This window comes from Sphingomonas abietis (assembly GCF_027625475.1).
In the GTDB taxonomy this organism is placed as follows: domain Bacteria; phylum Pseudomonadota; class Alphaproteobacteria; order Sphingomonadales; family Sphingomonadaceae; genus Solisphingomonas; species Solisphingomonas abietis.
This window is the reverse complement of the sequence record NZ_CP115174.1, coordinates 3,748,667-3,774,692: the sequence shown is the minus strand read 5'-3', so window position 1 is coordinate 3,774,692 and position 26,026 is coordinate 3,748,667. Positions and strand designations below refer to the sequence as shown.

At 64.8% G+C, this 26,026-nt stretch carries 20 protein-coding genes; 12 read left to right on the top strand and 8 right to left on the bottom strand.

The features are described 5' to 3' along the window. Positions 1-948 (bottom strand): oxidoreductase, encoded by a 948-nt coding sequence (locus PBT88_RS17620; RefSeq protein WP_326521554.1) that lies wholly within the window; start codon positions 946-948, stop codon positions 1-3. 341 nt (positions 949-1,289) lie between these two features. Between PBT88_RS17620 and PBT88_RS17615 the strand changes: the two genes are divergently transcribed. Together PBT88_RS17615 and PBT88_RS17610 are read left to right on the top strand one after the other, a co-directional pair. After that, on the top strand, positions 1,290-3,740 hold the full coding sequence (locus PBT88_RS17615) for a TonB-dependent siderophore receptor (protein ID WP_270076607.1): 2,451 nt from the start codon (positions 1,290-1,292) through the stop codon (positions 3,738-3,740). Between the two features lie 93 nt (positions 3,741-3,833). Continuing rightward, on the top strand, positions 3,834-4,787 hold the full coding sequence (locus PBT88_RS17610; RefSeq protein ID WP_270076606.1) for a helix-turn-helix domain-containing protein: 954 nt from the start codon (positions 3,834-3,836) through the stop codon (positions 4,785-4,787). Positions 4,788-4,835: 48 nt separating this feature from the next. On the opposite strand, the gene PBT88_RS17605 is transcribed toward PBT88_RS17610, so the two are convergent. Together PBT88_RS17605 and PBT88_RS17600 are read right to left on the bottom strand one after the other, a co-directional pair. Further along, a complete protein-coding gene (locus PBT88_RS17605; RefSeq protein WP_270076605.1) occupies positions 4,836-5,681 on the bottom strand; it encodes a TauD/TfdA dioxygenase family protein in 846 nt (281 codons plus the stop codon). A 108-nt stretch (positions 5,682-5,789) separates the two neighbouring features. Further along, positions 5,790-7,973 (bottom strand): beta-glucosidase family protein, encoded by a 2,184-nt coding sequence (locus PBT88_RS17600; RefSeq protein ID WP_270076604.1) that lies wholly within the window; start codon positions 7,971-7,973, stop codon positions 5,790-5,792. Positions 7,974-8,054: 81 nt separating this feature from the next. Between PBT88_RS17600 and PBT88_RS17595 the strand changes: the two genes are divergently transcribed. The 4 genes from PBT88_RS17595 (at position 8,055) to PBT88_RS17580 (ending at position 12,253) form a co-directional block, all read left to right on the top strand. Then, on the top strand, positions 8,055-8,357 hold the full coding sequence (locus PBT88_RS17595; RefSeq protein WP_270076603.1) for an aldo-keto reductase family protein: 303 nt from the start codon (positions 8,055-8,057) through the stop codon (positions 8,355-8,357). Positions 8,358-8,443: 86 nt separating this feature from the next. Further along, positions 8,444-9,901, top strand: a complete 1,458-nt coding sequence (locus PBT88_RS17590) for a carboxylesterase/lipase family protein (protein WP_270076602.1) — start codon at positions 8,444-8,446, stop codon at positions 9,899-9,901. 105 nt (positions 9,902-10,006) lie between these two features. After that, positions 10,007-10,996 carry a bile acid:sodium symporter family protein gene (locus tag PBT88_RS17585; protein WP_270076601.1) on the top strand — a complete coding sequence of 330 codons (990 nt, stop codon included), beginning with the start codon at positions 10,007-10,009 and terminating at the stop codon, positions 10,994-10,996. Between the two features lie 15 nt (positions 10,997-11,011). Then, positions 11,012-12,253, top strand: coding sequence for an NAD(P)/FAD-dependent oxidoreductase (locus tag PBT88_RS17580; RefSeq protein ID WP_270076600.1), 1,242 nt, complete (start codon positions 11,012-11,014; stop codon positions 12,251-12,253). Between the two features lie 292 nt (positions 12,254-12,545). Here PBT88_RS17580 and PBT88_RS17575 read toward each other — a convergent pair whose 3' ends face one another. The 5 genes from PBT88_RS17575 to PBT88_RS17555 all read right to left on the bottom strand — a co-directional run bounded on the left by PBT88_RS17575 (position 12,546) and on the right by PBT88_RS17555 (position 20,645). Next, on the bottom strand, positions 12,546-14,849 hold the full coding sequence (locus PBT88_RS17575; RefSeq protein WP_270076599.1) for a beta-glucosidase family protein: 2,304 nt from the start codon (positions 14,847-14,849) through the stop codon (positions 12,546-12,548). Between the two features lie 80 nt (positions 14,850-14,929). After that, on the bottom strand, positions 14,930-17,632 hold the full coding sequence (locus tag PBT88_RS17570) for a TonB-dependent receptor domain-containing protein (protein WP_270076598.1): 2,703 nt from the start codon (positions 17,630-17,632) through the stop codon (positions 14,930-14,932). Positions 17,633-17,927: 295 nt separating this feature from the next. Continuing rightward, on the bottom strand, positions 17,928-19,067 hold the full coding sequence (gene lldD / locus PBT88_RS17565) for an FMN-dependent L-lactate dehydrogenase LldD (RefSeq protein ID WP_270076597.1): 1,140 nt from the start codon (positions 19,065-19,067) through the stop codon (positions 17,928-17,930). Continuing rightward, entirely contained in the window at positions 19,067-19,828 is a 762-nt protein-coding gene (locus PBT88_RS17560) for an SDR family NAD(P)-dependent oxidoreductase (RefSeq protein ID WP_270076596.1), read from the bottom strand. Before PBT88_RS17560 ends, lldD begins: the two co-directional genes overlap by 1 nt. Positions 19,829-19,838: 10 nt before the next feature. Beyond that, positions 19,839-20,645 (bottom strand): IclR family transcriptional regulator, encoded by an 807-nt coding sequence (locus PBT88_RS17555; protein WP_270076595.1) that lies wholly within the window; start codon positions 20,643-20,645, stop codon positions 19,839-19,841. Positions 20,646-20,797: 152 nt separating this feature from the next. Here PBT88_RS17555 and rhmD point away from each other — a divergent pair, with 152 nt between their 5' ends. The 6 genes from rhmD to rhaT all read left to right on the top strand — a co-directional run bounded on the left by rhmD (position 20,798) and on the right by rhaT (position 26,016). After that, positions 20,798-21,985, top strand: coding sequence for an L-rhamnonate dehydratase (gene rhmD, locus PBT88_RS17550; protein WP_270076594.1), 1,188 nt, complete (start codon positions 20,798-20,800; stop codon positions 21,983-21,985). 13 nt (positions 21,986-21,998) lie between these two features. After that, positions 21,999-22,856 carry a fumarylacetoacetate hydrolase family protein gene (locus PBT88_RS17545; RefSeq protein ID WP_270076593.1) on the top strand — a complete coding sequence of 286 codons (858 nt, stop codon included), beginning with the start codon at positions 21,999-22,001 and terminating at the stop codon, positions 22,854-22,856. Beyond that, complete coding sequence (locus PBT88_RS17540; RefSeq protein ID WP_270076592.1) at positions 22,853-23,602, top strand: SDR family NAD(P)-dependent oxidoreductase; 750 nt, start codon at positions 22,853-22,855, stop codon at positions 23,600-23,602. The genes PBT88_RS17545 and PBT88_RS17540 overlap by 4 nt, the downstream gene beginning before the upstream one ends. Positions 23,603-23,669: 67 nt before the next feature. Then, positions 23,670-24,578 carry an amidohydrolase family protein gene (locus PBT88_RS17535; RefSeq protein ID WP_270076591.1) on the top strand — a complete coding sequence of 303 codons (909 nt, stop codon included), beginning with the start codon at positions 23,670-23,672 and terminating at the stop codon, positions 24,576-24,578. A gap of 11 nt (positions 24,579-24,589) precedes the next feature. After that, a complete protein-coding gene (locus PBT88_RS17530) occupies positions 24,590-24,904 on the top strand; it encodes an L-rhamnose mutarotase (RefSeq protein ID WP_270076590.1) in 315 nt (104 codons plus the stop codon). A 50-nt stretch (positions 24,905-24,954) separates the two neighbouring features. Then, the gene (rhaT, locus tag PBT88_RS17525; protein ID WP_270076589.1) at positions 24,955-26,016 is read left to right on the top strand and encodes an L-rhamnose/proton symporter RhaT; all 1,062 of its coding nucleotides are present in this window, start codon (positions 24,955-24,957) and stop codon (positions 26,014-26,016) included. Positions 26,017-26,026 lie beyond the last annotated feature (10 nt).

The following is a 26,026-nucleotide window of genomic DNA, read 5'->3' as shown; positions in this document are numbered from 1 at the left end:
TTAGGGAAGGGCTTCCTCCTCGAAAGCCGTTGAGAGGGTGAGCGGTCGCCACCGGGCCATATCCGCCGCGAGCGCCGCAAACTCATATTCGGCATATTTGAGGGCGTCCGCGCCAAGCAGCAACAGCAGCGGCGGTTCGGCCGCCGACACCGCCGCGATGATCGCCTGTGCCGCGAGCACGGGATCGCTCGGTTCCTCGCCACGATGCCCGATCAGGATCGCACGGGCCTGATGGGCGGTGTCGGCATAGTCCGCGATATGATCCTCGGCATCGGCGAGCGCCGCGCCCGCGAATTCCGTGCGCAGTCCGCCCGGCGCGACGTTGGTCACGCGGATGCCGAGCGGCTTCACCTCCTGCGCGAGCGTGCGGCCGATGCATTCGAGCGCGAACTTGCTCGCGCCATACAGACCCGTGCCGGCCCAGGCGGCGAGCCCACTCACCGACGTGATATTGACGATGTGCCCGGCCTTTCGCGCCCGCATATAAGGGAGCACGGCACGCATCACCGCGATCGGGCCGAGGACGTTGACCTCGAACAATGCGCGCGCCTGGTCGAGGCCGGTCTCCTCGATCGCGCCGGTCAACCCCCGGCCGGCGTTGTTGACCACCACGTCCAGGCCGCCGGTCAGGATCTCCGCCGCCTCGACCGCGGCAGCCACCGATGCCTCGTCGGTCACGTCCATCAGCGCGCCATGCGCCAGACCCGGTTCCAGCGCCTCGAAGGCCTCGACATCTGCTCGCGAACGAACCGTGCCGACGACCGTGTCGCCCTTCGCGATCACCGCCTGCGCCAAGGCGCGTCCGAGCCCCGTCGAAACGCCCGTGATGAACCAGTTCGCCATACCGCCGCCCTCCATGCCGTCGGCATCCGTCATGCCTGCGAGCGCACGCTGGCTAGACTGGCAGGCGGCGGCATTCTTGGCGCGCAGCGTCTGGTTTCTTGGCACTATCCGCCGGGCGATGTGCCGGATGGGCGGATTCGGCTCCTGCCGGGGGGCGGGGAGCGGCGGTTGCGTCTCCGCAAGGGCCGCGATTCGATTTCATGGGGCGAACAAAGGCGTCCGCAGGTCGGCATTTGCCGCAACATGGAGGGCGCTATCCAACAAGAATAGCAACGCTACTCCTGTAGCTTGATGGTTGCGGAACGATGACAACACGGCGCCAACGAAGGTTCGCAGACACTGTCCGCAAGCGTGTGACGGCGGCTCCGGTCAGGAGGCGGCGGGGATGAGGATAATCGGAAGGCCCGGATTTGAGAAAAAAGGGGCGGGCGATGAAAACTTGGTATTTGGCGAGCACTTTTCTGTGTGGCGTAGGATCGATAGCGCTGACCGGCGCGACGCCGGCAGTGGCGCAGGATATGGCCGCATCCGTGACGCCGGCCGGCGATGCCAGCACGAGCACCGCGCCATCCGCGTCGAAGCAGGATGATCATGCCGCGATTGTCGTCACCGGCGCGCACGACATTTCGGGCGTCATGGAAAAGGACAAGAGCTCGACGCTGTTCGGGCTGGACAAGCCGCTGGTCGATACACCGCGCTCGATCACCGATATTTCCGACAAGCTGCTGTCGCGCTATAACATCAAGAGCGTCTACGACTTCACCGCCGTCGCAGCCGGCACCTATACCGGGAGCTTTTTCGGCGTTCCCGGTGCGATCGCCATCCGCGGCAGCGTCGCGGACAATTATTTCAACGGCTTCCAGGGCATCTCCAACTTCGCGAATTTTCCGACACCGGTAGACGCCAGCTCGGACATCGAAATCGTGCGCGGGCCACCGTCGCCAATCTATGGTTCGGGGCAGGTCGGCGGCTTCCTCAACTTCATCCCCAAGAGCGCGCGCGGCGACAAGACCAAATATATTCAGCAAGTCACCGGCGACGCGTCCGTCACGCTCGGCAGCTATCGCCAGAAGGAAGCGACCGCCGATCTCGCCATTCCGGTCAAGCTGGGCGAAAATGACGGCGGCATTTCGCTGTACGGAAAAATCGAAGATTCCCACAGTTTCTATCGCGGCAACCATCCTGTGTCGCAGATCGCGCAGGGAACCTATTCGACCGACCTGGGCGATCATCTGTCGTTCAGCGGCACCTATCAATATCTTCATTCCAACGGTTATCTGAAGAATATCGGCTGGAACCGCGTCACCCAGAATCTGATCGACAATCAGGAATATATTTCCGGCAGTCCGCTCGAGAAGATCGTCGCGCCGGGCGCGGCCTTCATCACCAAGAGCCAATATTATGCGGCGACCGGGGGCAGCACGGTGCAATTCTACGCACCCTCGATCGGGGCCACCGCGACGCCCAATGGCTATACCGAACTCGATCCGGGGACGGTCAAGCTCGTCAAGCTTTCGCCGCGCGACACCGATCTCGATCCGGCGCTGGACATCAACGAGGCCTATGCGAACACCGGCTATGGCGGGCTCACCTACAAGTTCGACAATGACAGCCAGCTCAAGTTCGAGAGCTTCATCAACACGCTGAGCAGTCGCAACTATCAGAGCTACGGCTTCGCCAGCGTGTTCAACGCGACCGTCACCGAGCAGCGGCTGACCTACAAGTTCAAGTTCGACCTCGGCCCGGTCAAGATCCAGACCGTGGTGGGCGGCAGCTACCGTCATTCCAGCTCGCACGATCTCGGCAGTCTCGACGATTTCGTCCTCTCCGAGGATCGGCGCGACATCTCGGTCGGCGCGACCGCCGACGATCGTTTCAACGATCCCTTCCTGAGCGGCTCGAATTATCAGTGGGCCACCTCGATCTACAGCAAGATCAACGATGCCGCCGGCTTCTTCGTGACCGATGCGACGCTCGGCCCCGTGTCGCTGACGCTCGGTGGTCGGGTCGATGGCTATGATGTCCACTCGATCAACCGGGGTACGGAGGTCGGCGGCGTCTATACGGAGGAATCCGCCAAGAACACGCCGTTCAACTATAATGCGAGCCTGAGCTACAAGTTCAACTGGGCGACCTTCTACGGCACCTATGCCAAGGGCAAGTCGCTCCAGTTGACGCAGGGCGGTTCCATCGATCCGACGCTGATCCCGACAGGGGCCTATCTGGGCGGATCGAGCCTCCGAGAGATCGGCGTCAAGAGCTCGCAGAATGGCGGCCGCCTCTATATCGCGCTCGATGCCTATGATCAGAAGCGCTCCTATCTGTCGACGCCGGCGACGGGCGTGGCGAGCGTTTCGGCGATCCGGACGCGGGGTGTCGAGGCCGAACTGCGCTGGCTCGTCACGCGGCGGTTCGGTATCACCGCGAACGGCGCCTATCAGCGGACCAGGCAGCTCGGCTCGAACGGCGGCTCGGGGACGTTCATCACCCTTCCCTCCTGCCTCACCAATGCGGGCTGTACCGGCGGCTATGGCGGCTATCTCTACACGCTGACCAACTATGTCGGCCTCACCAATGGCTATTATATCCACAGTTCGCCCGATTTGAGCGGAAGCCTGTTCGCCACCTATGACTTCAAGGGCGGCTGGGGCGTGACCGGCGGCGGCACCTACGCCAGCCACACCGGCGGCTTCTTGCCGGGCGCGATCCGCCTGCCGAGCTACGCGCTGTTCAAGATCGGCGCCTATATCGTCCGCGGGCCGGTTCGGGTGGATCTGAACGTCGATAACCTGGCGAACAAGCTCTACTTCATGGCCAACAGCGACACCGACGCCAACGCCAACGTGTTGCCGGGCATCGGCCGCACCTTCCATGTCAAAGCGACCTTCTCCTTCTAAAGCGAAGGGAGCGCGGGGGCCGGGCGACCGGCCTCCGCAGCCCGCAATCCGGAACGCGGGAACCATCATCACCATCTATCCCCGAGGCTGAGAATGGACCCGCCAGCCTGGATTTTCTCGACCGCCGATCTGCCGCCGGACACGCGCAACGCGGCGTGGGCCGATGCGATGAGGCGGCTGCGGCTGCCGCAGGTCACGCCGCTCGGCCCCGAACCGATGAACGGCTCGGTCACGGTTGCGGTATCGCCGATGGGCATTCAGTTCGCGCTGGTGACGGCCGATGCGCAGGAGATTGCGGGCCGCTCCGACGAACAGATTGAGGGCCTGTGGCTCAGCATGCTGATCGACGGGCAGGGCGTCATGCGCGCGCCCGAGTTCGAGACGCCCTTCCATCCCGGGATGATCCTGTGCGGGATCACGCGCAGCGCGTCGACCCTCACGCTGGGCCGGCGCCATCGCCAGTTGTTCGTCCGGCTGCCGCATCCGGCGATCGCGCCGCGCTTGCTGGCGCATCTGCAGGCGAGCGTCGTCGTGCTCGATGCCTCGCGGGGGATGCCCGCCGTCTTCGCCCGGCTGCTCGAGGCCACCGCGCTCGAACTCGCTACGCTGGGAGCGGATCATCTCAGGCCGGTCGAGATCGCGGTGATCGAATTTCTCGTCGCCATTCTGGCGGCCGATGGTGGCGCGCGCACGCGCGGCGGGGCCGAAGGCGCACGCGCGGCGCTGCTCCACCGCATTCTCCAGCGCATGGAAACGATGCTGGGCGATCCGGAGCTCGGCATCGGATCGCTTGCCGCCGATGTCGGCATATCGCCACGCTATCTCAGGCGGCTGTTCGCGGCGGAAGAGATGAATTTTGCGGCGACGCTGAAGGCCCGGCGGCTCGAACGCTGTCACGCCGACCTGACCAGCCCGCTCCACGCGCAACTGGGGATTTCGGCGATCGCCTTCCGCTGGGGGTTCAACGATGCGGCGCATTTCAGCCGTTCGTTTCGCGAGCGCTACGGCATTTCCGCACGCGAATATCGGCGGGACGTCGTGAAATAGAAGAGGCCGCCCGATAGTCCTACCGGGCGGCCGCTCGACGGATCTCCCTCAATAGGGCTTGTCGCCGCGCACCCAGAGGCGGTGCATCGTGCGGATATATTTCTGGTCGTCGAAGCCCGAGCCGGTGTGGAGCGTGCAGCGATTATCCCACATCAGAATGTCGCCGACCTGCCACTTGTGCTTGAACACGAAGCGCTCCTGCGTCCCGAAATCGACGAGCTCGTCGAGGACCGCGAGATCGCTCGGATCCTCCTGCCCGATGACCGCCTTCACGGTGCCGGTCGAAACCCAGAGCGCCTTGCGGCCGTCCGCCGGGTGGGTGCGGATCAGCGGATGCACGACGTCGGGATTCTCGGCGAGCAGTTCGGGGGTGATCTCCATCCGGGCATCCTCCCGGTTCGTCATGAAATATTCCCAGCTGTGATGAAGGCGCAGCGTTTGCAGTTCCTCCTGACGCTCGGGCGGCAGCGCATTGTAGGCGGAGACCATGTCGGCGAGATAGGTCTCGCCGCCGACTTCGGGAACCTCGACGGCATAGAGCATCGTGCTCATCACCGGCTCTTCCTTGTAGCTGTAGTCGGTGTGCCAGCCCACGCCGTCGCGATGGCTGCCGATCCGGTTCGACAGGATGTAGACCTTTTCATGGCCCTCCATCACGAAGGCCTTGTTGGTGTGATCCTCGGGCACGCCGAACATCTCGACGAAGGCGACGAGATCCTCGGGGCGCATGTCCTGCCCGCGGATCAGGATCGCGCCGGAGCGCTGGAACTCGTCGACGACGGCCTGCTTGGTCGCCTGGTCTGCGGTGCGCAGATCGATGTCGTGGATTTCGGCGCCGAATTGCGTGTCGGCGCGCAGTGGCGTGGTGCGCAAGCGGGTAAGCGTCGTCGTCATGCTGCCATCGTCCCGTGACTGGAGAAGCGGAGTGTGAGGGGCATCATAAAGGTCGCTGCGTACAAGTCTTGTCTGCCAAGGCCCGAGGATTTGCCTGTCGCGCTTCGATCATGGCGCCTGCCGTCGGGCGGCGAGGCGCACGTCGGCGTCGATCTGATCGGCGTCCGATGCCTGCGAAAGGCTGATCCGGTATGTGCCCCCGTCCAGCGACCAGGCGTGCGCAGCGGGATCGAACCGGCTGAGCAGCCGGGCGTCGAGGGGCAGTTGCACGCGCTGGCTGGCGCCCGGTGCGAGCATCACCCGCCGGAAGCCGAGCAGGCGCCGGGCCGGGCCGCCGGGGGCGCGGGTGAGATAGAGCTGCGGCACGTCGGCGCCGGCACGATCGCCGACATTGGTGACGGTGAAGGAGGCGGTGGGCGTCTTGCCGCCGCGCACCACCAGATCGGCGTAGCGGAAGCGGGTGTAGCTGAGGCCATGGCCGAAGGCGAAGAGCGGCGTCTGGCCGGTCTTGGCGAACCAGCGATAGCCGATGTCGGCACCCTCGGGATAGCGCACGTCGAACTGGACTCCGTCCGGCAGATCGGCGCCGTCGAGTACGGGCGGGCGCGGCGTCTGTGCGATGCTCCGGGGAAAGGTGATCGGCAGGCGGCCCGAGGGATTGGCGTCGCCGAACAGGATGTCGGCGATCGCCTCGCCGCCCTGCTGCCCCGAATACCAGGCCTCGAGCACCGCCGGCACGTGATCGAGCCATGGCATCGCGACCGGGCCGCCGGTCTGCAGCACGACGACGGTGTGGGGATTGGCGGCGGCGACACCCGCGATCATCGCATCCTGCCCGCGCGGCAGATCGATATTGGGCGCATCGCTGTCCTCGGTCATCCACTGGTTGCCGAAGACGATGACGAGATCGGCGAGCTTCGCCTTGCGCGCCGCCTCCGCGGCGTTGCGGCCATTGTCGAAGAGCACATGCGCTTGCGGCGCACGCGCGCGGATCGCGGCGAGCGGGGGCGAGGGGTGATATTGCTCCTTCACATATTGGGCGAACAGCGTCTCGCCGCTCATCGGCGCGGCCGGCTGATCCGGCTTGCCGATCACGTTGGAGGAGCCGCCGCCCGACATGACGCCCTTTTCGACATAGTCGCCGATCACCAGGATGGTGCGCGCCGATCTCGCCAGCGGCAGGATCGCATGATCATTCTTGAGCAGCACCATCCCCGCGGTCGCGACCTGTCGCGACACGGCGGCGTCCGCCGCATAATCGATCGTGCCGCCCGGAGCGACGGGCGCGTCGAAGGCGCCGCTCGCGATCTGGCCATAGAGGATGCGCCGCACCATGTCGGACAGGCGGGCGTCGGGGACATGCCCGGTCCGCACCGCTTCGGCGAGCGGGGCGCCGAACCATCGTTGCTTGTCGGTCTCCTCGGCGGATTGCTGATCGAGCCCGTCGAGCGCGAAATCGGTGGCCTTCACCGCGCCCCAGTCGGACATCACGAAGCCGGGATACTGCCAGTCGCCCTTGAGCACGCCGTCGAGCAGCGGCGCATTGCCGCAATCATACGCACCGTTGACGAGGTTGTAGCCGCACATCACCGAGGCGGGGTGCCCCTGTTCGATCGCGATCTCGAAGGCGAGCAGGTCGCTTTCGCGCATCGGTGCCTCGGCGATCACGCTGTTCGAGAAATTGCGGTTGGTCTCGCTGTCGTTGAGCGCGAAATGCTTGACCGTGGCGATCACATGCTGGCTCTGTGCGCCGCGGATCGCGGCGCCGCCCATCAGCCCGGAAAGCAGCGGATCCTCGCCATAATATTCGAAATTCCGGCCGTTGCGCGGATCGCGCGCCAGATTGACCCCGCCGGTGAGCAGCACGTTGAAGCCTTTCGCCCGCGCCTCGCCCGCGATCATCGCGTCGGCGCGATAGGCGCTGTCCGGATCGAAGGTGGACGCCATCGCGAGGCCGGACGGAAGCGCCGTCGCGAAATCGCCGGCGCGGACGTTGGAGGGATTCGAGACGCCGAGCGACGCGTCGGTTTCGGTCAATGCCGGAATGCCCAGGCGGGGAACGCCGGGGACATAGCCGGCTCCGGGGACGGCGCCCGCCGGAAGCGCCTCGCCGGGCGCGCGCGTCCACGGAACCGGCCATATGCCGTGGACGAGCGACAACTTCTCGTCGGTGGTCAGCGCCTGCTCGAGCGCGGCGGCCCGGACGGCCGGTGACTTGGCTCGATCCTGCCAGACGGGCGCGGCATGCGCCGCACCGGAAAGCAGGAGGCCGAGCAGGGTTAACTTGCGCATGAACGATCCTTGGTGGCTGGACACGTCCTATCATGCTCTGTGACAGCGCCGTCATAGTCTTGAGGCCTGCGGACGAAACAGTTGATCGTCACCACCCGCGATCCCATCGATCCGCGATCCCATCGACCTGCGGCGTTCGGCCAGGCCGACGCGCGCGATACGCCGAAGCCGGCGCCCAAGGCCGGCATCGCGCTGTTCGATACGGCGCCAGGCTATGGCACGGGCCTGAACTCGCGCTTCGCGCCGCGCGGGCGCCGTGGCCACGGGATCCCGAGGGCGGTGGGGCACGGTACGTCGTCAACAAAAGTGACGCATCTCGGCAAGATCGCACCCCGACAATCCGCCAGACCGGACAATAGCAATAGGGGCGGGAGCGCGGGATGAATGTGGCCATGGGACTGACATGGGCGATCCTCGGATTGCCGCTCGCGGCGGCGCCGGCTTCGGTTGCGACTGCCGCGGCGCCCGATATGGCTCCGCCTGTCGCACACCTGGCCAGCGGTGCCGTCGCGGGCGTGCGCGAGAACGACGTCGATGCCTTTCTCGGCCTGCCCTATGCGGCGCCGCCGGTCGGAGCGTTGCGCTGGAGATCGCCGCAGCCGGTCGTGGCGTGGCGTGGCGTCCGGTCGGCACAGGCGTTCGGCAATGACTGCCTGCAGGACAGCGCGCACAATCCGTTGCCGCCCGGTTATGCCAATCCGGAATTGGAAGATTGCCTCTATCTCAACGTCTGGCGCCCGCATGGCACGCACAAGCGGCTGCCGGTGATGATGTGGATCCATGGCGGCGCCTTCATCATGGGCTCGGGGTCGCTCCCCATCTATGATGGGCGGGCCCTGGCCCGGCAGGGTGTCGTCATCGTCACCATCAACTATCGCCTCGGTCGCTTCGGCACCTATGCCAATCCGAGCCTGAGTGCCGAACAGCGGGGTGGAACGCTCGCCAATTACGGCATGATGGACCAGATCGCCGCGCTCCGCTGGATCAGGGCCAATGCCGCATCGCTGGGCGGCGATCCCGACAATGTCACGATTTTCGGGGAATCGGCGGGCGCGTCGTCAGTCAATTTCCTGATGACGTCGCCGCTCGCGCGCGGCCTGTTCGCCAAGGCGATCTCGGAAAGCGGCGGCAGCAGCGAGCATCTCCAGCCATTGACCGGCTCGCCGGTCTCGGCGGAGGCGGCCGGCCTGCAGTGGGCACGCAGCAAGGGCGTGGCCGACGGCGACGTGAACGCGCTCCGCGCCTTGCCCGCCGCGACCATACTCGATGCGCCGGTACGGGCTCCGGCCTTTCCGGTGCGCGACGGCAAGCTGATCGTGCATGATACCACCGATGCGTTCCGGCTCGGCGAGGCCGCGCCCGTTCCCTATCTAGTCGGCGCCAATGATTATGAGCAGAGCCTGATGCGCTGGCTGCCGGGGGCAGGGGACGCGATGCTGGCCAGGTTGGGCGATCGGGCGGCACCGCTGCTCGCGCAATATCAGGCGCCGGGCGTGACGCGCGAACAGGCGATCGGGCGTCTGTGGGGCGAACAGGCGATGGTCGAGCCGGCGCGCCGCCGGGCCAAGCAGCAGGGCGCAAGGGGGCTGCCGGTCTGGCTCTATCGGTTCAGCTACGTGCCCGAGGCGTTGCGCAGCACGGTCCCGGGAGCGGGGCACGACAACGAGATGCAGATGGTTTTCGCGGTGCCCTCGCCGGCGGCGCGCCCCGGCTGGACGGCGGACGACCAGAAGATGGCCGATATCGTCAGCGGCTATTGGGTGGCGTTCGCGAAGCGCAGCGATCCCAACCCGCCTCATGCGTTGCCCTGGCCGGCCTTCTCCGCAAAGAGCGACAAGATCATGGAATTTTCGGCGAGCGGCCCGATCGTGATCGATGATTTCGGCAAGCAGAGGCTCGATATGATCGAGAGCCTGTCGCTGCAATAAGCCGGTGCGCCCATGCGGCGCTCCCGCCGTGTCGCCGCCGTCCCGGCTTCCCTCCCTCGCGTGCCGCCCGGCCTGTCCGGCAGCATGGCTGTCAACGAGCAAAGCATGAACCGCCTCCGTACCCTAGTCGATCCCTTCATCCTGGCTCTGCTCGGGACGGTGTTGCTCGCGTCGATCCTGCCGGCGCGGGGGATGTTCGCGCCCTTCTTCAGCGGGCTGGCGGACGCCGCGATCGTGCTGCTGTTCTTCCTGCACGGCGCCAAGCTCTCGCGTGCGGCGATCGTCGCGGGCGCGAGCAACTGGCGCCTCCACGCGGCGGTGTTCGTCACCACCTTCCTGGTGTTTCCCGCGATCGGCTTCGGGGTGTCGAGCTTGCCGTTCCTGGCGCCTCCCGTCGCCTCGGGCCTGCTGTTCCTCACATTGCTGCCGTCGACCGTGCAATCCTCGATCGCGTTCACCGCGATCGCGCGGGGCAATGTCGCCGCCGCCGTGTGCAGCGCCTCCTTTTCGAACCTCGTCGGCGTCTTCGTGACGCCGCTGCTGGTCGCGCTGCTGATGGGCGGCGGGGCCGCCGCATTGTCCTGGCACAGCGTGGAGACGATCATGCTTCAGCTGCTGCTGCCGTTCGGCGCCGGTCACGCCTTGCGCCCGTTGGTGGGCGGATTCGTCGGTCGGCATAAATCGGTGCTGACGATCGTCGATCGCGGCTCGATCCTGCTCGTCGTCTATTCGGCGTTCGGTGCGGCCGTGGTCGAAGGCCTCTGGCACCGCCTTTCGCCGGCTTCGCTCGGACTGATCGCGGTCTGCTGCGTCGCCATTCTCGCCGTCGTTCTGCTGTTGACCCTGGTTGCCGGCCGCATCCTCGGCTTCACCCGCGAAGACGCGATCGTGCTGATATTCTGCGGGTCGAAGAAAAGCCTGGCGTCGGGCGTGCCGATGGCGGGCGTCCTCTTCGCCCCTGCGCAGGTCGGGGTGGCGATCCTGCCATTGATGCTCTTCCACCAGATCCAGCTGTTCGCCTGTGCCTTCATCGCGAGACGCTACGCCGCCGATCCGATCGAGATGGTGGCCGCGGCACGGCCGGCAAGCGCTTAGAAGGATGGTGTACACATGACATTGGAAGGCACTGTGGCGCACGCAGACGTGCTAATCGTGGGCGCAGGACATGGCGGTGCGCAAGCGGCGATCGCGCTGCGACAGCGCAAATTTACGGGCAGCATCGCGATCGTCGGCGAGGAGCCCGAAACCCCCTATGAGCGCCCGCCGCTGTCGAAGGACTATCTGGCCGGCGACAAGCCGTTCGAGCGCATCCTGATCCGCCCCGCCGCCTTCTGGGAGGAGCGCGAGGTGGCGATGCTGACGGGGCGGCGCGTCGTTGCGGTCGATCCGGCTGCGCATGTCGTCACGACCGAGGACGGCGGCACGATCGGCTATGGCACGCTGATCTGGGCGGCAGGCGGCCATGCGCGGCGGCTGACCTGCAGCGGCCATCATCTGGCCGGCGTCCATTCGGTGCGCAGCCGCGCCGATGTCGACCGGATGAGGGACGAACTCGCGACGACGACGCGGGTCTGCGTGATCGGCGGCGGCTATATCGGGCTCGAGGCGGCGGCGGTGCTGACCAAGCTCGGCAAGCGGGTCACCGTGCTCGAGGCGCTCGACCGCGTGCTCGCGCGCGTCGCGGGCGAGTCGCTGTCGCGCTTCTACGAAGCCGAGCATCGCGCGCACGGCGTCGACGTGCGGCTCAACACCATGGTCGAGTGCATCGAGGAGCAGGACGGCCGCGCCAGCGGGGTCAGGCTCGCGGGCGGCGAAATCCTGGCCTGCGAGATGGTGATCGTCGGGATCGGCATCGTCCCCGCGGTCGAGCCGCTGCTGGCCGCGGGTGCGCGCGGCGGCAACGGCGTCGCGATCGACCAGCATGGCCGCACCACGCTGCCCGACATCTTCGCGCTCGGCGACTGCGCGATGCACGCCAATTCCTATGCCGATGGCATGCCGATCCGGCTCGAATCGGTGCAGAACGCCCATGACATGGCGATGACGGTCGCGCGCACGATCACCGGTGGTCCCGAGCCCTATGAGAGCGTGCCGTGGTTCTGGTCCAACCAATATGATCTGAAGTTGCAGACCGTCGGCCTATCGACAGGGCATGACCAGGCGATCGTGCGCGGCGATCCTGCGACGCGTTCATTCGCGATCATCTACCTTAGGCAGGGCCGGGTTGTGGCCATCGACGCCGTCAACGCCGTCAAGGATTATGCCCAGGGCAAGGCACTCGTCGTGACGGGTGCCAGGGCCGATGCCGCTGGCCTTGCCAATCCAACGGTTGCGCTTCGTGATCTGGTGTGAGCGCGTCGCGAGGTTCCGCGCGGCAGATCGCCGTCGGCATGATCAGGGGCGGGCCGGAGAATCTGCACGGCGGGATCAGTGGGTCGTCGCTCTGAAGCCCGCCAGACCGGCTGCGTACCGACTGGAAAACCATGGCCGACACAGCCTCCCGTCTCTCCTCCAGCCGTTCGACCCGAGGACGGGCGGGAGTGCGATATCGTCGGCAAAGTGGTGAGAATGATCGCAGGCATTGCCCGATCCGCCGACGAGACCCGCCATGCTCGCGCGCCTGCGCATCAGGGCCGGGCACCTTTCATTTCGAGATGTTCGAGGCCTCGGCGGGGAGGCTCAGGGCGGGGACGGCTACGGTGCCGCTCAACACCGGCGTCTGCACATCGGTGCCGACCATGATCGGCAGCGAGCCAGCCGCCACTTTCCACGCCCTTGCCGTCCCATCGTAACGCGCGATCAGGCGTGGATCGATGGTGACGGAGACGGTGCGCGTCTCACCGGGCTTCAGCACCACCCGTTCGAATCCCACCAGCCGGGGCAGCGCGGCACCCTTGCCGAGAGCCACGTTCGCATAGACCTGCGGCACGTCCGCGCCGGCTCGTTTGCCGGTATTGGTGACGCGGAAGCTGATCGTCGGCGTCCGCCCCCCCGCCAGCGTCAGCCGGCTATAGGCGAACTGGCTATAGGAAAGCCCGAAGCCGAACGGATACAGCGGTTTGGTGCCCTGGCCTGCATACCACCGATAGCCGACGTCGGCGCCTTCGGGATAGTCGACGGTGAATTCGGCGACGCCACCTGTCAGATCCACCGTCGACAGATCGAGCATCGCGGGTTTGCCGGCATTCCTCGCCGCCGCTGCCTTGACCGACGCCAGGCCCGGGATTTGCGGACGGGGCGCCTGGGCCTCGCTCGCCGGGAAGGTGAGCGGCAGCCGCCCGCCGGGATTGACCTCGCCGAACAGGACGCGGGCGATCGCGGGGCCGCCGCGCTGGCCGGGATACCAGGCTTCGAGCACCGCGCCGACCTTGTCGCGCCAGGGCATCAGCACCGCGCCGCCGGTCTCGAGGATCACGACCGTCTTCGGATTGGCGGACGCGACGGCATCGATTAGCGCGTCTTGCCCATCGGGCAGCGCCAGAGTGTCGACATCGACGGCCTCGGTACGCCATTGGTGCGCAAAGACGAGCACGATGTCCGCCGATCGCGCCGCGGCGGCTGCCGCTTCGGCATCTTCGCCATCGAGATAGCGGACCTCCGCCCCCGGCGCCCGCTTGCGGATCGCATCGAGCGGGGAGGAGGCGTGGTAGCTCACCTTGATGAAGCTGCTGAGCGGCCCGCCACCGGGCATCGGCTCTTCAGATGCCAACCCTCCGACCGAACGGACCTGCGACGAGCCGCCGCCGGACAGCACGCCCTTGTCGGCATGGGAGCCGATGACGAGGATGTGCCGGGCGGTCGCCGCGAGCGGCAGCAGGCCGTCGTTGCGGAGCAGGACGATGCCCGCTTCTGCCGCGCGCTGGGCGATCTCGGCATGGGCGTCATAGTCGATCGCCTGTGGTGTGGTCGGCGTCGGGTGGTCGACGAGACCGTGTGCGATCATCGTGCGGAGAATGCGGCGCACCATGTCATCGAGCCGCGCCTGCGGCACGCTGCCCGCCATCACCGCCGCCTTGAGCGGCGCAGCGAAGAAAGGCTGGGTGTCGAGCTCCTGCCCGGATTCCTGGTCGAGCCCCGCGTTGACGGCCTTCACCGTCGAATGGACCGCGCCCCAGTCCGACATCACCCAGCCCTTGAAGCCCCAGTCGCGCTTCAGCACGTCGTTCAGCAGGAAGGCATTCTCACAATCATAGTCGCCGTTGACGTGATTGTAGCCGCACATCACGGAGCCGGGCTGGCCCCGCTCGTTGGCGATCTCGAATGCGAGCAGGTCGCTCTCGCGCATCGGCGCTTCGGCCATGCGCGCGTCGAGGACGTTGCGGCCGCTCTCCTGCGCGTTGAGCGCGAAATGCTTCATCGTCGAGACGATGTCGTTCGACTGGACACCCTGGATGCTCGCGCCGGCCATGACGCCCGTGAGCCAGACATCCTCGCCCAGATATTCGAAGTTGCGACCGTTCCATGGATCGCGGGTGAGGTTGGCGCCGCCGGACAACAGGACATTGAAGCCTTTGGCACGGGCCTCTGCGCCGATCATCGCGCCGCCGACATAGGCGATCTGCGGTTCAAAGCTCGCCGCGGTGGCGAGGCTGGAGGGCAGCGCGGTCGCGACGTCGCCCTTGCGCATCTCGCCACCGTTGGCGACGCCGAGGCTGGCGTCGCTCTCGAACAGGTCGGGGATACCGAGCCGCGCCACGCCCGGGACATGGCCGGCACCGTTACGCTTCTCGTCCGGCTTGGTCTTGAGCAGCGCGCTGCCGAAGGTGCCGTTCACCATCGCGATCTTCTCGTCCAACGTCATCTTGCCGATGAGCGCATCCACCCGCTCGGCGAGCGCGGTGCCGGAACGCGCGGGCGCCTGCGCGGCGAGCATCGTCGAGGAGAGCAACAGCGCCAGGCCGATGCCGGGCTTGAGCGAGGCCTGTATCAGGCTGGTCTTCACGGTCATTCCTTTGCGTATGATCCCGCCCGGCGCGATCGACAAAAAGGGCGGCGGCTTGTGGCCGCCGCCCTTGGGCAGAAGGGACGTCAGAATTTTTTGCGGATACCCACCGACACCACCCGGCCGAGCGCCGACGCCGTCGTCGGATCATAACCATAAGCGCCGTTGCCCGCGTCGTAGAAATAGGGCGGATTTTTGTCGAAGAGATTGTTCACGTCCACGGTCAGTTGCGTATCTCGGGCGAATCCCGCGAGCGGAAGCTTCCAACCACCATGGAAATCGACAGTCGTGAAAGCCTTGACCCGGCTGTCGTCGATCGGATTGCGATAATGGTTGATGTAGTTGACGAAGGCCGTCGCGTCGAACGGCCCCTGCGCCCAGCCGAGATGCGCGCGCGCCTTGAAGTTGACGGCATAATTGGTGTTGAGGCGGCTGGTCGTGACCGTGTCGCCGTTGATCTTCTGGTCGAACTTCCACAACCAGGTTCCGGCCGCGCCGATGTTGAACGAGCCATAGGCCCTGGTGAAGGCATAGGATATGTCGAAATCGATGCCGTCGATCTTCTGCCGCGCGAAATTCTGGCGACGCAGATCGTAGATCGCGGTCGGAAGCTGGGTCACGTCGGGATAGGACAGGCCATCGTGGCGCATCCCGGCGGTCGCTTCCAATATCTCGGCCGCGGTCGGCGCATAGACCCGATAACGGTCATAGATCGGGTTGTTGGGCTCGGTGACGACGTTGAACCCCGGGAAGGTGATGACATTCTTATAGTCGATGTTGAAGTATGACGCGCTGATCTTGAAGCCGGGCAGGAAGACGGGCTTCAAATCGCCGCCAAGCGACCAGGTCGTCGCCTTTTCCGGTTGCAGTTTATTGCCGCCGGCGAGGATGATCGAATAGGCGCTCGATCCGGCGCCGGTGAAGTCGGCAAAGCGGATCACGCGCGTGTCGATCGCGGTGCCCGCATCGGCGAGGCTTGGTGCGTGGAAGGATTTGCCGAAGCTGCCATGCAATGTCAGGCTGTCGATGGGGCTCCAATTTAAGCCCACCTTGGGATTGGTGGTGCCGCCGACATCGTCATAATGATCGTACCGGCCGGAGACGGACAGATCGAGTTTCTGGAAGCCCGGCATCGCATTGTCGGTGCCGAAGATCGGGACGAACAATTCCCCGTAGAAGGAATAGCTCTTGCGTGTCCCCACCGATGTGGTCTGGGTCGGCGTGCCGTCCGGGCCGACCGATACGGTGGCGCCGAAGCGCTCACGGCGCAGATCGGTGCCGAGCGCCGCCTTCACCGCGCCGCCAGGCAGCTGGAACAGCGTGCCGTCGACCTTGGCGAGGCCCTCCAGCACGGTCTGCTGACCATAATAATGGGTGCGGTAGTTGCCGACCTGCGAGACGAGGTCGGCCGTATTGGCCGGCCCCACGCCGTAAGGGTTATATTGACCGCTGGCGATCAGCGAAAGCAGCAGCGTCTGGTTGATGCCGGGTTGCCAGATGCGGTCGCGCTCGCGGCCATAATTAAAGTCGATCGACCCCTTCCAGTCGCTGAACAGATCCGCGTCGAGCCCGATATTCGACGACCATGTCTCGGTTCGGATCCGGTTGGTGACGGTCTGGCCGAGGTCGCCCGAAGGGTTATAGGTCACCGCCTGGGGGCCGGCGGGGACGCCAAGGCCGACGACATAATCGTAGAACGGCCCTCCGGTCTCGGTCACGCTCAAACCGCCGCTGGCGACGTTGCTGCCGGAAATAGCCTGCCGCGAGTCCACCGACCGGCGGGAATAGATGCTGCGGGCCCGAAACGTGATGCTGTCGCCAATCTTCTGACGCAAGGAGATCAGGCCTTGATGGCGATGTTGGGCTGGAAACAGGTCATTCGCCTTGTTGACGTCGCACGTGTTGGTGCCGCCAGCCATCGCGCCCGTACCCGACAGGGCGTAATTGACGCCGCCGACGGTGACATTGGCCGGGTTGCAGAGCGTCGATGGCGTCTGCATGTGATAGTAGCGGCGTTCCTGCCCATTGAGTTCGGAATTCTCCGAATATTCATAGTCGAACATGATGGAGCCGCTGCTCCATGTCTTGCCGGCAAGGACGCTGCCATTATAGGTCCGATATCCGTCTCCGAAGCCGACCCGTCCGTTCGCCTCGATGCCATTCACATTCTTGCGCAGGATGAAGTTGACGACGCCGGCGACGGCGTCAGACCCGTAAATCGAAGACGCGCCATCCGCCACGACCTCGATCCGTTCGATCGCCGATGGCGGGATGGCGCTTGGGTCCGGCGCGGTCTGGTTGATGCCGGCACCCGGCAGGCGCAGACCATCGACGAGGACAAGCGTGAGGCCGCCGCCGCCATTGCCCACGCCGATACCGTGGATCGCGGGCTGATCCACGATGTTCGCCGAGTTGCCGCCGGTGTTGTTCCCCGTCGCGCCGAAGCTGCCGAGCTGGGGCACCGAACGCAGCAATTCCGTGGTGGTTGAAGCGCCCGTTGCGACGATGTCGGCATGGGTTACGCTGGTCAGGGCGGATCCGGTCGGTGCGACGCCGCGGATGCTGGAGCCCGTCACGACGATCTCCTGGATCGCGGAATCGCCCGAACCGGCGGGGGCGGCTGCGTGCGTGTCGATTGCCGGCGCTGCCAACGCTGCCGGCGCTGCCGGCGTCGCGGACGTTTGTGGTCCGGCGGCACCGGCCGCATCGGTCGCCTGAGCGAATGCGGGGGCGCAAAAGCTCAAGGCGGTGCCGCTCATCAACATGATTATGAGATTGGTGGTCTTCATGTGCATCCCCTTAGCCATGGTGCGAACATGGCCCTCGACGGCGCAATCATGTTGCGTCGTGCTGTTATTATTTTGTGGTCATAGAACGATCGCATCCGCGCGATCGTGTCGCCGTAGTCAATGTCTACTGGAGAACCTCGGTCATCATACTCTCCCTGTCTGCCACGTTACGCTTCTGGCGCCGCTGGCGAGCGGATTGATTCCGCTTCTAGATTGGAGGCCTAACCGAAAAGAGGATGACCCGCAAGGATATTTCATCAAATGATTGATGGTTCCATGATATGGGAATTGCAGATTAGACCAATGTACTTCTATTAATCGAGGCAATGGTCGTGCTGCTGGTCAAAGCCATGGCCACGCGCATTTCCGCCTCGATGAGACGCAGCAGATGGGCCACTCCGGCCTGGCCACCGCCTGCCAGTGCGTAGACCCAGGCCCGGCCGAGCAGGACGCCTTTTGCACCCAGGGCCAGCATGCGCACCACGTCCAGGCCCGAACGGACCCCCCCGTCTGCAAGGACGGCGATTCGGTCGCCTACCGCCTCGGCGATGGCCGGCAAGGCAGCGGCACTCGACGGGACGCCATCAAGCTGACGTCCGCCATGATTGGAAACGACCAGCCCGTCAGCGCCGATCTCCGCTGCAATCTTTGCATCTTCGGCATCGAGGATGCCCTTGATGATCAGGGGGCCGTCCCATTCGGATCGGATGAAATCGAGATCCTTCCAACTCACGGTCGGATCAAAATTATTCCTCATCCAGGCGAAGAAATCTTCAAGTCCCGTGCTCTTGCCCAGCACCGGCGCGACGTTGCCCAATTGATGGGGGCGTCCGCGAATGCCGACGTCCCACGCCCAATGCGGGTGGGTGATCGCCTGAAGCATGCGTCTCAGATCCCCGGCAACCCCCGACGCGCCGGCGAGACCGGAATGATAATCTCGGTAGCGCGATCCCGGCACCGGCATATCGACCGTGAAGACGAGCGCCGAGCAGCCGAGCCGTTTCGCCGACTGCATCAACGTCCGCATGAACGCGCGATCGCGGATCATGTAGAGTTGAAACCAAAATGGCCTGGTGACCGCGGATGCGACTTCGTCAAGCGGGCAGGCCGACACCGTGGAGAGGCAGAAGGGGATGCCGGCCGCCTCGGCGGCACGCGCGGCTTGAACTTCGCCACGCCGGGCGTTCATCCCCGCCAGCCCGATCGGTGCCAATGCCAGCGGAAGCGCGAGCTTTTGACCGAACAGCTCGGTCGTAAGATCGAGTGTCGAGACATCGGTCAACACCCGTTGCCGCAAGGCTATGTTTTCCAGGTCGGCGATGTTGCGCTTCAGCGTCACCTCCGCATAGGAGCCGCCATCGATATATTCGAACAGGAATTTGGGCAGGCGCCGACGCGCGAGTTCGCGATAGTCGAGTGCTGAGGCGGCCTTCATCACTGCAGATTCACGAACATGCCGCCGTCGACCAGAAGCGACGCTCCGGTTACATAGCGCGCGAGATCCGATGCAAGGAAGATGATCGGCCCCGCCAGATCGTCGGGCTCGCCCAGTCGGCCGAGCGGAATGCGACCCTCCATATATTGGCGCTTGGCGGCGTCTGCGAGGTCTTCCTTGTTGATATCCGTCAGGATCGTGCCAGGCATCACCGAGTTGCAGCGTATGCCATGCCTGCCGAGCGCGATGGCGGCGGACTGCATCAACGAATGCACACCTGCCTTGGTCGGCGTGTAGTGGCTCTGATATTCGCCGCCGACCAGCGCGGAAATCGACGATACCGCGACGATCGCGCCACCCTTGCCCTGCCTCACCATCTGGTTGGCTGCCGCCTGCACCATGTAGAAAGCGCCGTGTAGATTGACGTTCATCGTCCGCTCGAAGACCTCGCCCGGCATATCGAGAAAGGCGTGGAACGGGCAGATGCCGGCATTGTTCACGAAGATGTCGAGCGCGCCGAGGGCCGCCGTGCCTTCCTCGACGAAGCGGCGCGCGCTGGCCGGATCCGAGACATCGCCCTCGATCGCGATGGCTCTGCGACCGATCTGCTCGATCTCCGCCACCGCGCTGTGCGCGCCCTCGTCGTGCCCCAGATAATGGATCGCGATGTCCGCACCCTGCCGGGCGGCCGCCAGCGCCGTCGCGCGACCGATGCCGGCCGAGCCGCCGGTGATGAAGAGGGTCTTGTCTGCAAGCAGCATGGATGATCCTTTATTTGTGCCGAGATGGCGTGGGCCGCAGTCCCTGAGGCCCGGTCCATCCGAAGAGTTCGCTGATCGCCGCGGCCGTCGCGCGAACGTCTGCACTGATCTCCGTCATGCGCTCGGGGTCCATATATTGGACGGCACTCGACACGCTGATGGCGGCGACAATCTTGTCGGACGAATCGCGAATGGGTGCTGCCACGCACCGGACGCGATCGTCATTCTCTTCCAGATCGAAGGCGTGGCCCGCGCTCGCATAGCCGGTCATCCGGCTCACAAAGGCGGAAACTGTTTCATCGTCGGCGTCGTGGGCCTCCGAACGATAGATTTCGCGCCAGCGCTCCGGGCTGTCGTCGAGCAGCAAGGCTTTGCCGAGACCGGTTCGGCTCAATGGCTGCTGCTCGCCCACCCGCGAGCTGATCGTGATCCGCCGTCGCCCGGCGATCTTGTCCAGGTAGAGCGCGCGGTCACCCTCCATGATGCCCAGATGCACCGTGTCCATCGTCGTCGCGGACAGATCCTCGATCAGAGGGCGCGCGAGCTGGACCAGATCGATGTCGCGATGGGCGGCCGACCCCAATTCGAGCAGTTTCGAGCCGAGGCGAAAGCCTCCCCGGGGCGTCGAGGCGAGATAGCGGCGCTCTACCAACGCCGCGGCCAATCGATAGGTGGTGCTGCGTGTGAGCTCGAGATGGTCGGCGAGTTCCTGCAATCCGCCGACTCCATCCGCGACCGCCTCCAACACATCCAGACCCCGGAAAAGCGTCTGGCTGCCCGAGGGGCGGACGGGTTCTGCCGCGTCGATTTCGGCCATGTCCTCTCCAAGGGATCGCTTTTGTCTCATAAAATAGCTTTCGCTTCCATAAAATGGGAATATAAAGAGTGCAACGGCTAACCACAGGGTAGGTCGTCCGCCGTCCTAGGCAAAGGCCGGTCGGCGGTTTGGTATGAAAGCGGGAGGATAGCTTGCCCTTACCATTGATCCGCCATGTGCGTGCCTTCGTGGTGCGTGGCGGCGGCGCCGATTATCACGATCAGGGCGAAGGCCACTGGATCGATGATCATATCGCAACGCCGATGTCGCGATATCCGGAATACCGCCAGTCCCGACAGAGCTTCGGCATCAACATCTTGGGTACGCTGGTAGTCGAGATCGAAGCCGCCGACGGCACGATTGGTTTTGCGGTGACGACCGGCGGCGAGCCCGCCTGCTTCATCGTCGAAAAGCATCTCGCCCGCTTTCTGGAAGGCCGCGATCCGGCCGACTATGAGAAGATCTGGGACCAGATGTATTTCTCGACCCAATATTATGGTCGCAAGGGTCTGGTGATCAACGCGATTTCGGGTGTCGATCTCGCGCTGTGGGATCTGCTCGGCAAGCTGAGGCAGGAGCCGGTCTACAAGCTGCTCGGCGGCAATGTCCGCGAGGAGCTCCAATTCTACGCTACCGGCGCGCGACCCGATCTGGCCAAGGAGATGGGTTTCATCGGTGGCAAGCTACCGCTCCACCATGGTCCGGCCGAAGGCCTGGAAGGCCTGCACAAGAATATCGCCGCGCTGACCGAGATGCGGTCGCGTGTCGGCGACGATTTCTGGCTGATGCTCGACTGCTGGATGTCGCTCGATCTCGATTATGCGACTCGCCTGGCGCATCGCGCGTGGGAAGAAGCCGGCCTGAAATGGATCGAGGAGGCGCTCAGCCCAGACGATTATTGGGGCTATGCGGCGCTCAAGAAGAATGTGCCGCGCGGCCTTCTCGTCACCACCGGCGAGCATGAGGCGACCCGCTGGGGTTTCCGCATGCTGATGGACATGGAATGCTGCGACATCATCCAGCCGGATGTCGGATGGTGCGGTGGCGTCACCGAGCTCATCAAGATCGCCAACTATGCCGACAGCAAGGGCGTGATGATGGTGCCCCACGGCTCCTCCGTCTATTCCTACCACTTCGTCATCACGCGGCATAATTCGCCCTTCGCCGAATTCCTGATGATGCATCCGGGGCCGAGCGAGGTGGTGCCGATGTTCGCGCCGCAGCTGCTCGGCGAGCCGGTGCCGGTCAACGGCCGGATCCGCGCGAGCGCGCTCGATAAGCCGGGCTTCGGGGTCGAGCTGAACCCCGACATTCCCCTGCATCGCCCCTACACTCATTGAAGAAGGCCATATCATGAAGCTTTGCCGTTATGGCCCTGCCGGCCAGGAAAAGCCCGGCATCGTCGATGCCGACGGTGCGATCCGGGATCTGTCGTCGGTGATCACGGATCTCACGCCGGAGACTTTGGCCGCAGCGCTGGCCGCGGACGTCGCCGCGCTGCCGGTGGTGGCGGGAACCCCGCGCTATGGCGTGCCGCTCAAGGGGGTGGGCAAGATCGTGGCGATCGGGCTCAACTATCGGGATCACGCGATCGAATCCAATCTGCCGATCCCGACCGAGCCGATGATGTTCATGAAGGCCCTGTCCAGTCTCCATGGTCCGAACGACGAGGTCATGCTGCCCCGCAATGCCACGCATGGCGATTGGGAGGTCGAATTGGGCGTGATCATCGGTAAGACCTGCCGTTACGTCGCGGAGGCCGATGCGCTCGATCATGTCGCGGGCTACACGCTGGTCAATGACGTGTCCGAGCGCTTCAACCAGAAGCAGCGCGGCAGCCAGTGGAGCAAGGGAAAGGGGCACGACACCTTCTGTCCGACCGGCCCCTGGTTGGTGACGCCGGACGAGATTGGCAATCCGCAGGATCTGGACATGGCGCTCGACGTCAATGGCGAGCGGATGCAGACCGGCAATACGAAGACGATGATCTTCGACGTAAAGCAGCTGATCTCCTACGTCAGCGAATATGTCACCCTCTATCCGGGAGACCTGCTGATCACCGGCACGCCGCCCGGCGTCGGGGAGGGCAAGAAGCCCGACGCGGTCTATCTCAAGGCCGGCGACACCATGAAGCTGAGCATCGCGAAGCTTGGCGAACAGACGCAACAGGTCGTCGCCTGGCGCCGCCGCGACGACGAGGTGACGGCATGAGCGTCTATGCGGCCCGCTTCGCCGGCCGATGCGCGATCGTCACCGGCGGCGCGTCAGGACTGGGCAGGGCGGTCGCCAAGCGGATCGTCGCGGAGGGCGGCAAGGTCGTCCTGTGGGATCTCAACGTCGAGGCCTTGGCCGATGCGCGCGCGCAGACCGGCGCCACCGCCGTCGTCGCGCTCGACGTGTCCAATCCGGCCGCGGTGGCGAAGGCCGCTACGGACAGCGCCGCTGCGCTCGGCAAGCTCGATGTGCTGGTCTGTTCGGCGGGCATCACCGGCGCGACCGCGCCCGTTCACGAATTTCCGATCGACAGCTGGCAGCGCGTGATCGACATCAATCTCAACGGCCTGTTCTATTGCTGCCGGGCGGTTGTCCCGCACCTGCTCGCCAACGGCTATGGCCGGATCGTCAATGTCGCCTCCGTCGCTGGCAAAGAGGGCAATCCCAACGCGTCGGCCTATTCGGCCTCCAAGTCCGGAGTGATCGGTCTGACCAAGTCGCTCGGCAAGGAATTGGCGGGCAGGGGCGTGATCGCCAACGCCCTGACTCCGGCGACGTTCGAAAGCCCGATCCTCGCCCAGCTGCCGCAGAGCCAAGTCGATTATATGCGCTCCAAGATCCCGATGGGACGGCTCGGCGAGGTCGACGAAAGCGCCGCGATGATCTGTTTCATGGCGAGCGAGGAGTGCAGCTTCACCACGGCCTCCACCTTCGACACCTCGGGTGGACGTACCACCTTCTGACCCGCATACCGTTTATGACGCCGAGATTTCCCCACAGACGGAAGCAGGCGAGGAGGAAGAGGATTTGTTGACCGACATCCCGTTCATCGATGCGCATGTCCATTTGTGGGATCTGGCCGGCATCCGCTATCCTTGGCTGAATCCACCGTTTGACGACGGCGGGCCCAACGGTTCGACCGAGAGCATCGCACGCAATTATCTGCTCGACGATTATCTCGCCGACGCGGCGCGGTGGAATGTGAAAGGGATCGTCCACATCGACGCCGGTGCTGACCCGGCCCAAGCGCTCGACGAGACGCGCTGGCTGGAAGGTATCGCGGCTGGACAGGGCATGCCCAACGCGATCGTCGCCTTTGCACCGCTCGATAAGCCCGAGGCGGAGATGATCCTGGAACGGCAGGCGGCGCATCCACACGTTCGCGGGATCCGCCAGATCGTCAACTGGCACCGCAATCCGATGCGGACCTACAGCCCGGCCGACGTCACCCAGAGCGATGATTGGTGGCACGGCTTCGGCCTGCTCGCCCGCCATGGCCTGTCGTTCGATCTGCAATGCTATGCCGGGCAGATGGCAGGTCTCGCCCCTCTGATCGCGCGGCATCCCGACATTCCGGTGATCATCAACCATGTCGGCATGCCCATTCCGTCCGACCGGGAAGGGATTACCCGCTGGCGGCACGGCATGCGGACGATGGCGCAATATCCGCATGTCTGCACCAAGCTTTCGGGCGTCGGCTTCATCTACCGCGATTGGACGATGGAGCAGATCCGCCCCTATCTGCTGGAGGCCATCGATATCTTCGGACCAGACCGATGCCTGTTCGCCAGCGACTCCCCGACCGACAAGCTGTTCGCCCCGTTCGATCGCTATCTCGACGCCTATCATGCGATCGTCGCCGGTTTTTCGGAAGACGAGCAGCGCGCGATGTTCGGACGCAATGCCAACCGGGTCTATCGGCTCGGCCTCGACATCTGACGGAGGACGCCGTGGAGAAGATCGCCTTCAGGATGCAGCTCAAGACGGGGTGTCTTGCCGATTATCGCCGTCGTCATGACGAAATCTGGCCGGAACTGGTCGAGGCTCTGAAGGCCGCCGGCATCAGGGACTATTCCATTCACCACGATGCCGCGACGGACGCACTGTTCGCGGTGCTGTGGCGCGACGACCCCCATGGCATGGACGATCTGCCGTCTCTTCCCGTGATGCGCCGGTGGTGGGACTGGATGGCGCCCCTGATGGAGACCGAGGCCGACGGCGCGCCGGTGGTCTGGCCGCTGGAGACCGTGTTCCACCTCGATTGAACGAATTGCCATAAGATGAGCGGCCTGAGGCCGCCACTGAGGAGAGTATGATGGGTGGAAATGCCTTAATCGGTGTCCTCTTTCACTGGATGGGGGGATTGTCTTCTGCCAGTTTCTACGTGCCCTATAGGGGTGTGAAGCGATGGAGCTGGGAGATCTTCTGGCTGACTGGCGGGATCTTCTCCTGGTTGATCGCACCCTGGTTCTTCGCCTGGATCCGAACCAACGACCTGTTCGGGGTGATCGGGCAGGTTCCCGCCCATGTCGCCGGCCTGTGCGTGCTGTTCGGGATGTTGTGGGGATTTGGCGGGCTCACTTATGGTCTCACCATGCGCTATCTCGGGCTGTCGCTCGGCATGGCGGTGGTGCTGGGCCTGTGTACGGTGTTCGGCACGCTGATCCCGCCGATCTTTCAGGGCAAGCTGCACGACACGCTGCTCGCGACGACCTCGGGGCGTTTCATCCTGCTCGGGCTCGTCGTCACCATGGCCGGCATCGTCGTGGTGGCCGTCGCCGGAGCGCGCAAGGACGCCGCATTGTCGGAGGAGCGCAAGGCGGAGGTGATCGCCGAATTCAACTTCCGCATGGGCATCGCAGTGGCGGTGTTCTCCGGCATCATGTCGTCCTGCTTCGCGTTCGGGCTCACGGCCGGCGAACCGATCAAGACGCTGTCGGCCGCGGCCGGCACCGGGCCCTTGTGGACCGGCCTGCCGACCTTGTGCCTGGTCATGTTCGGTGGCCTGATCACCAACGCGGCCTGGTGTCTCTGGCTGATCGTCCGCAACCGCAGCGCCGGTCAATGGTTCGGCCACGGCGGCGACGCGGGATCGGTGCCATTGGTCGCGAATTACCTGCTCTGCGCCCTTGCCGGTACATTGTGGTATTTCCAGTTTTTTTTCTACACCATGGGCGAGAGCCAGATGGGGCGCTTCGGCTTTTCGTCTTGGACGCTGCACATGGCGAGCATCATCATCTTCGGCACGATCTGGGGCTTCGCCTTCCACGAGTGGAAGGATGCCGCGCCAAGGGTCCGCACCACGGTGTGGGCAGGTGTCGGACTGCTCGTCTTCGCGACCGTCATCATCGGCTACGGCAATATGCTGGCCGCATGACCAAGACCTC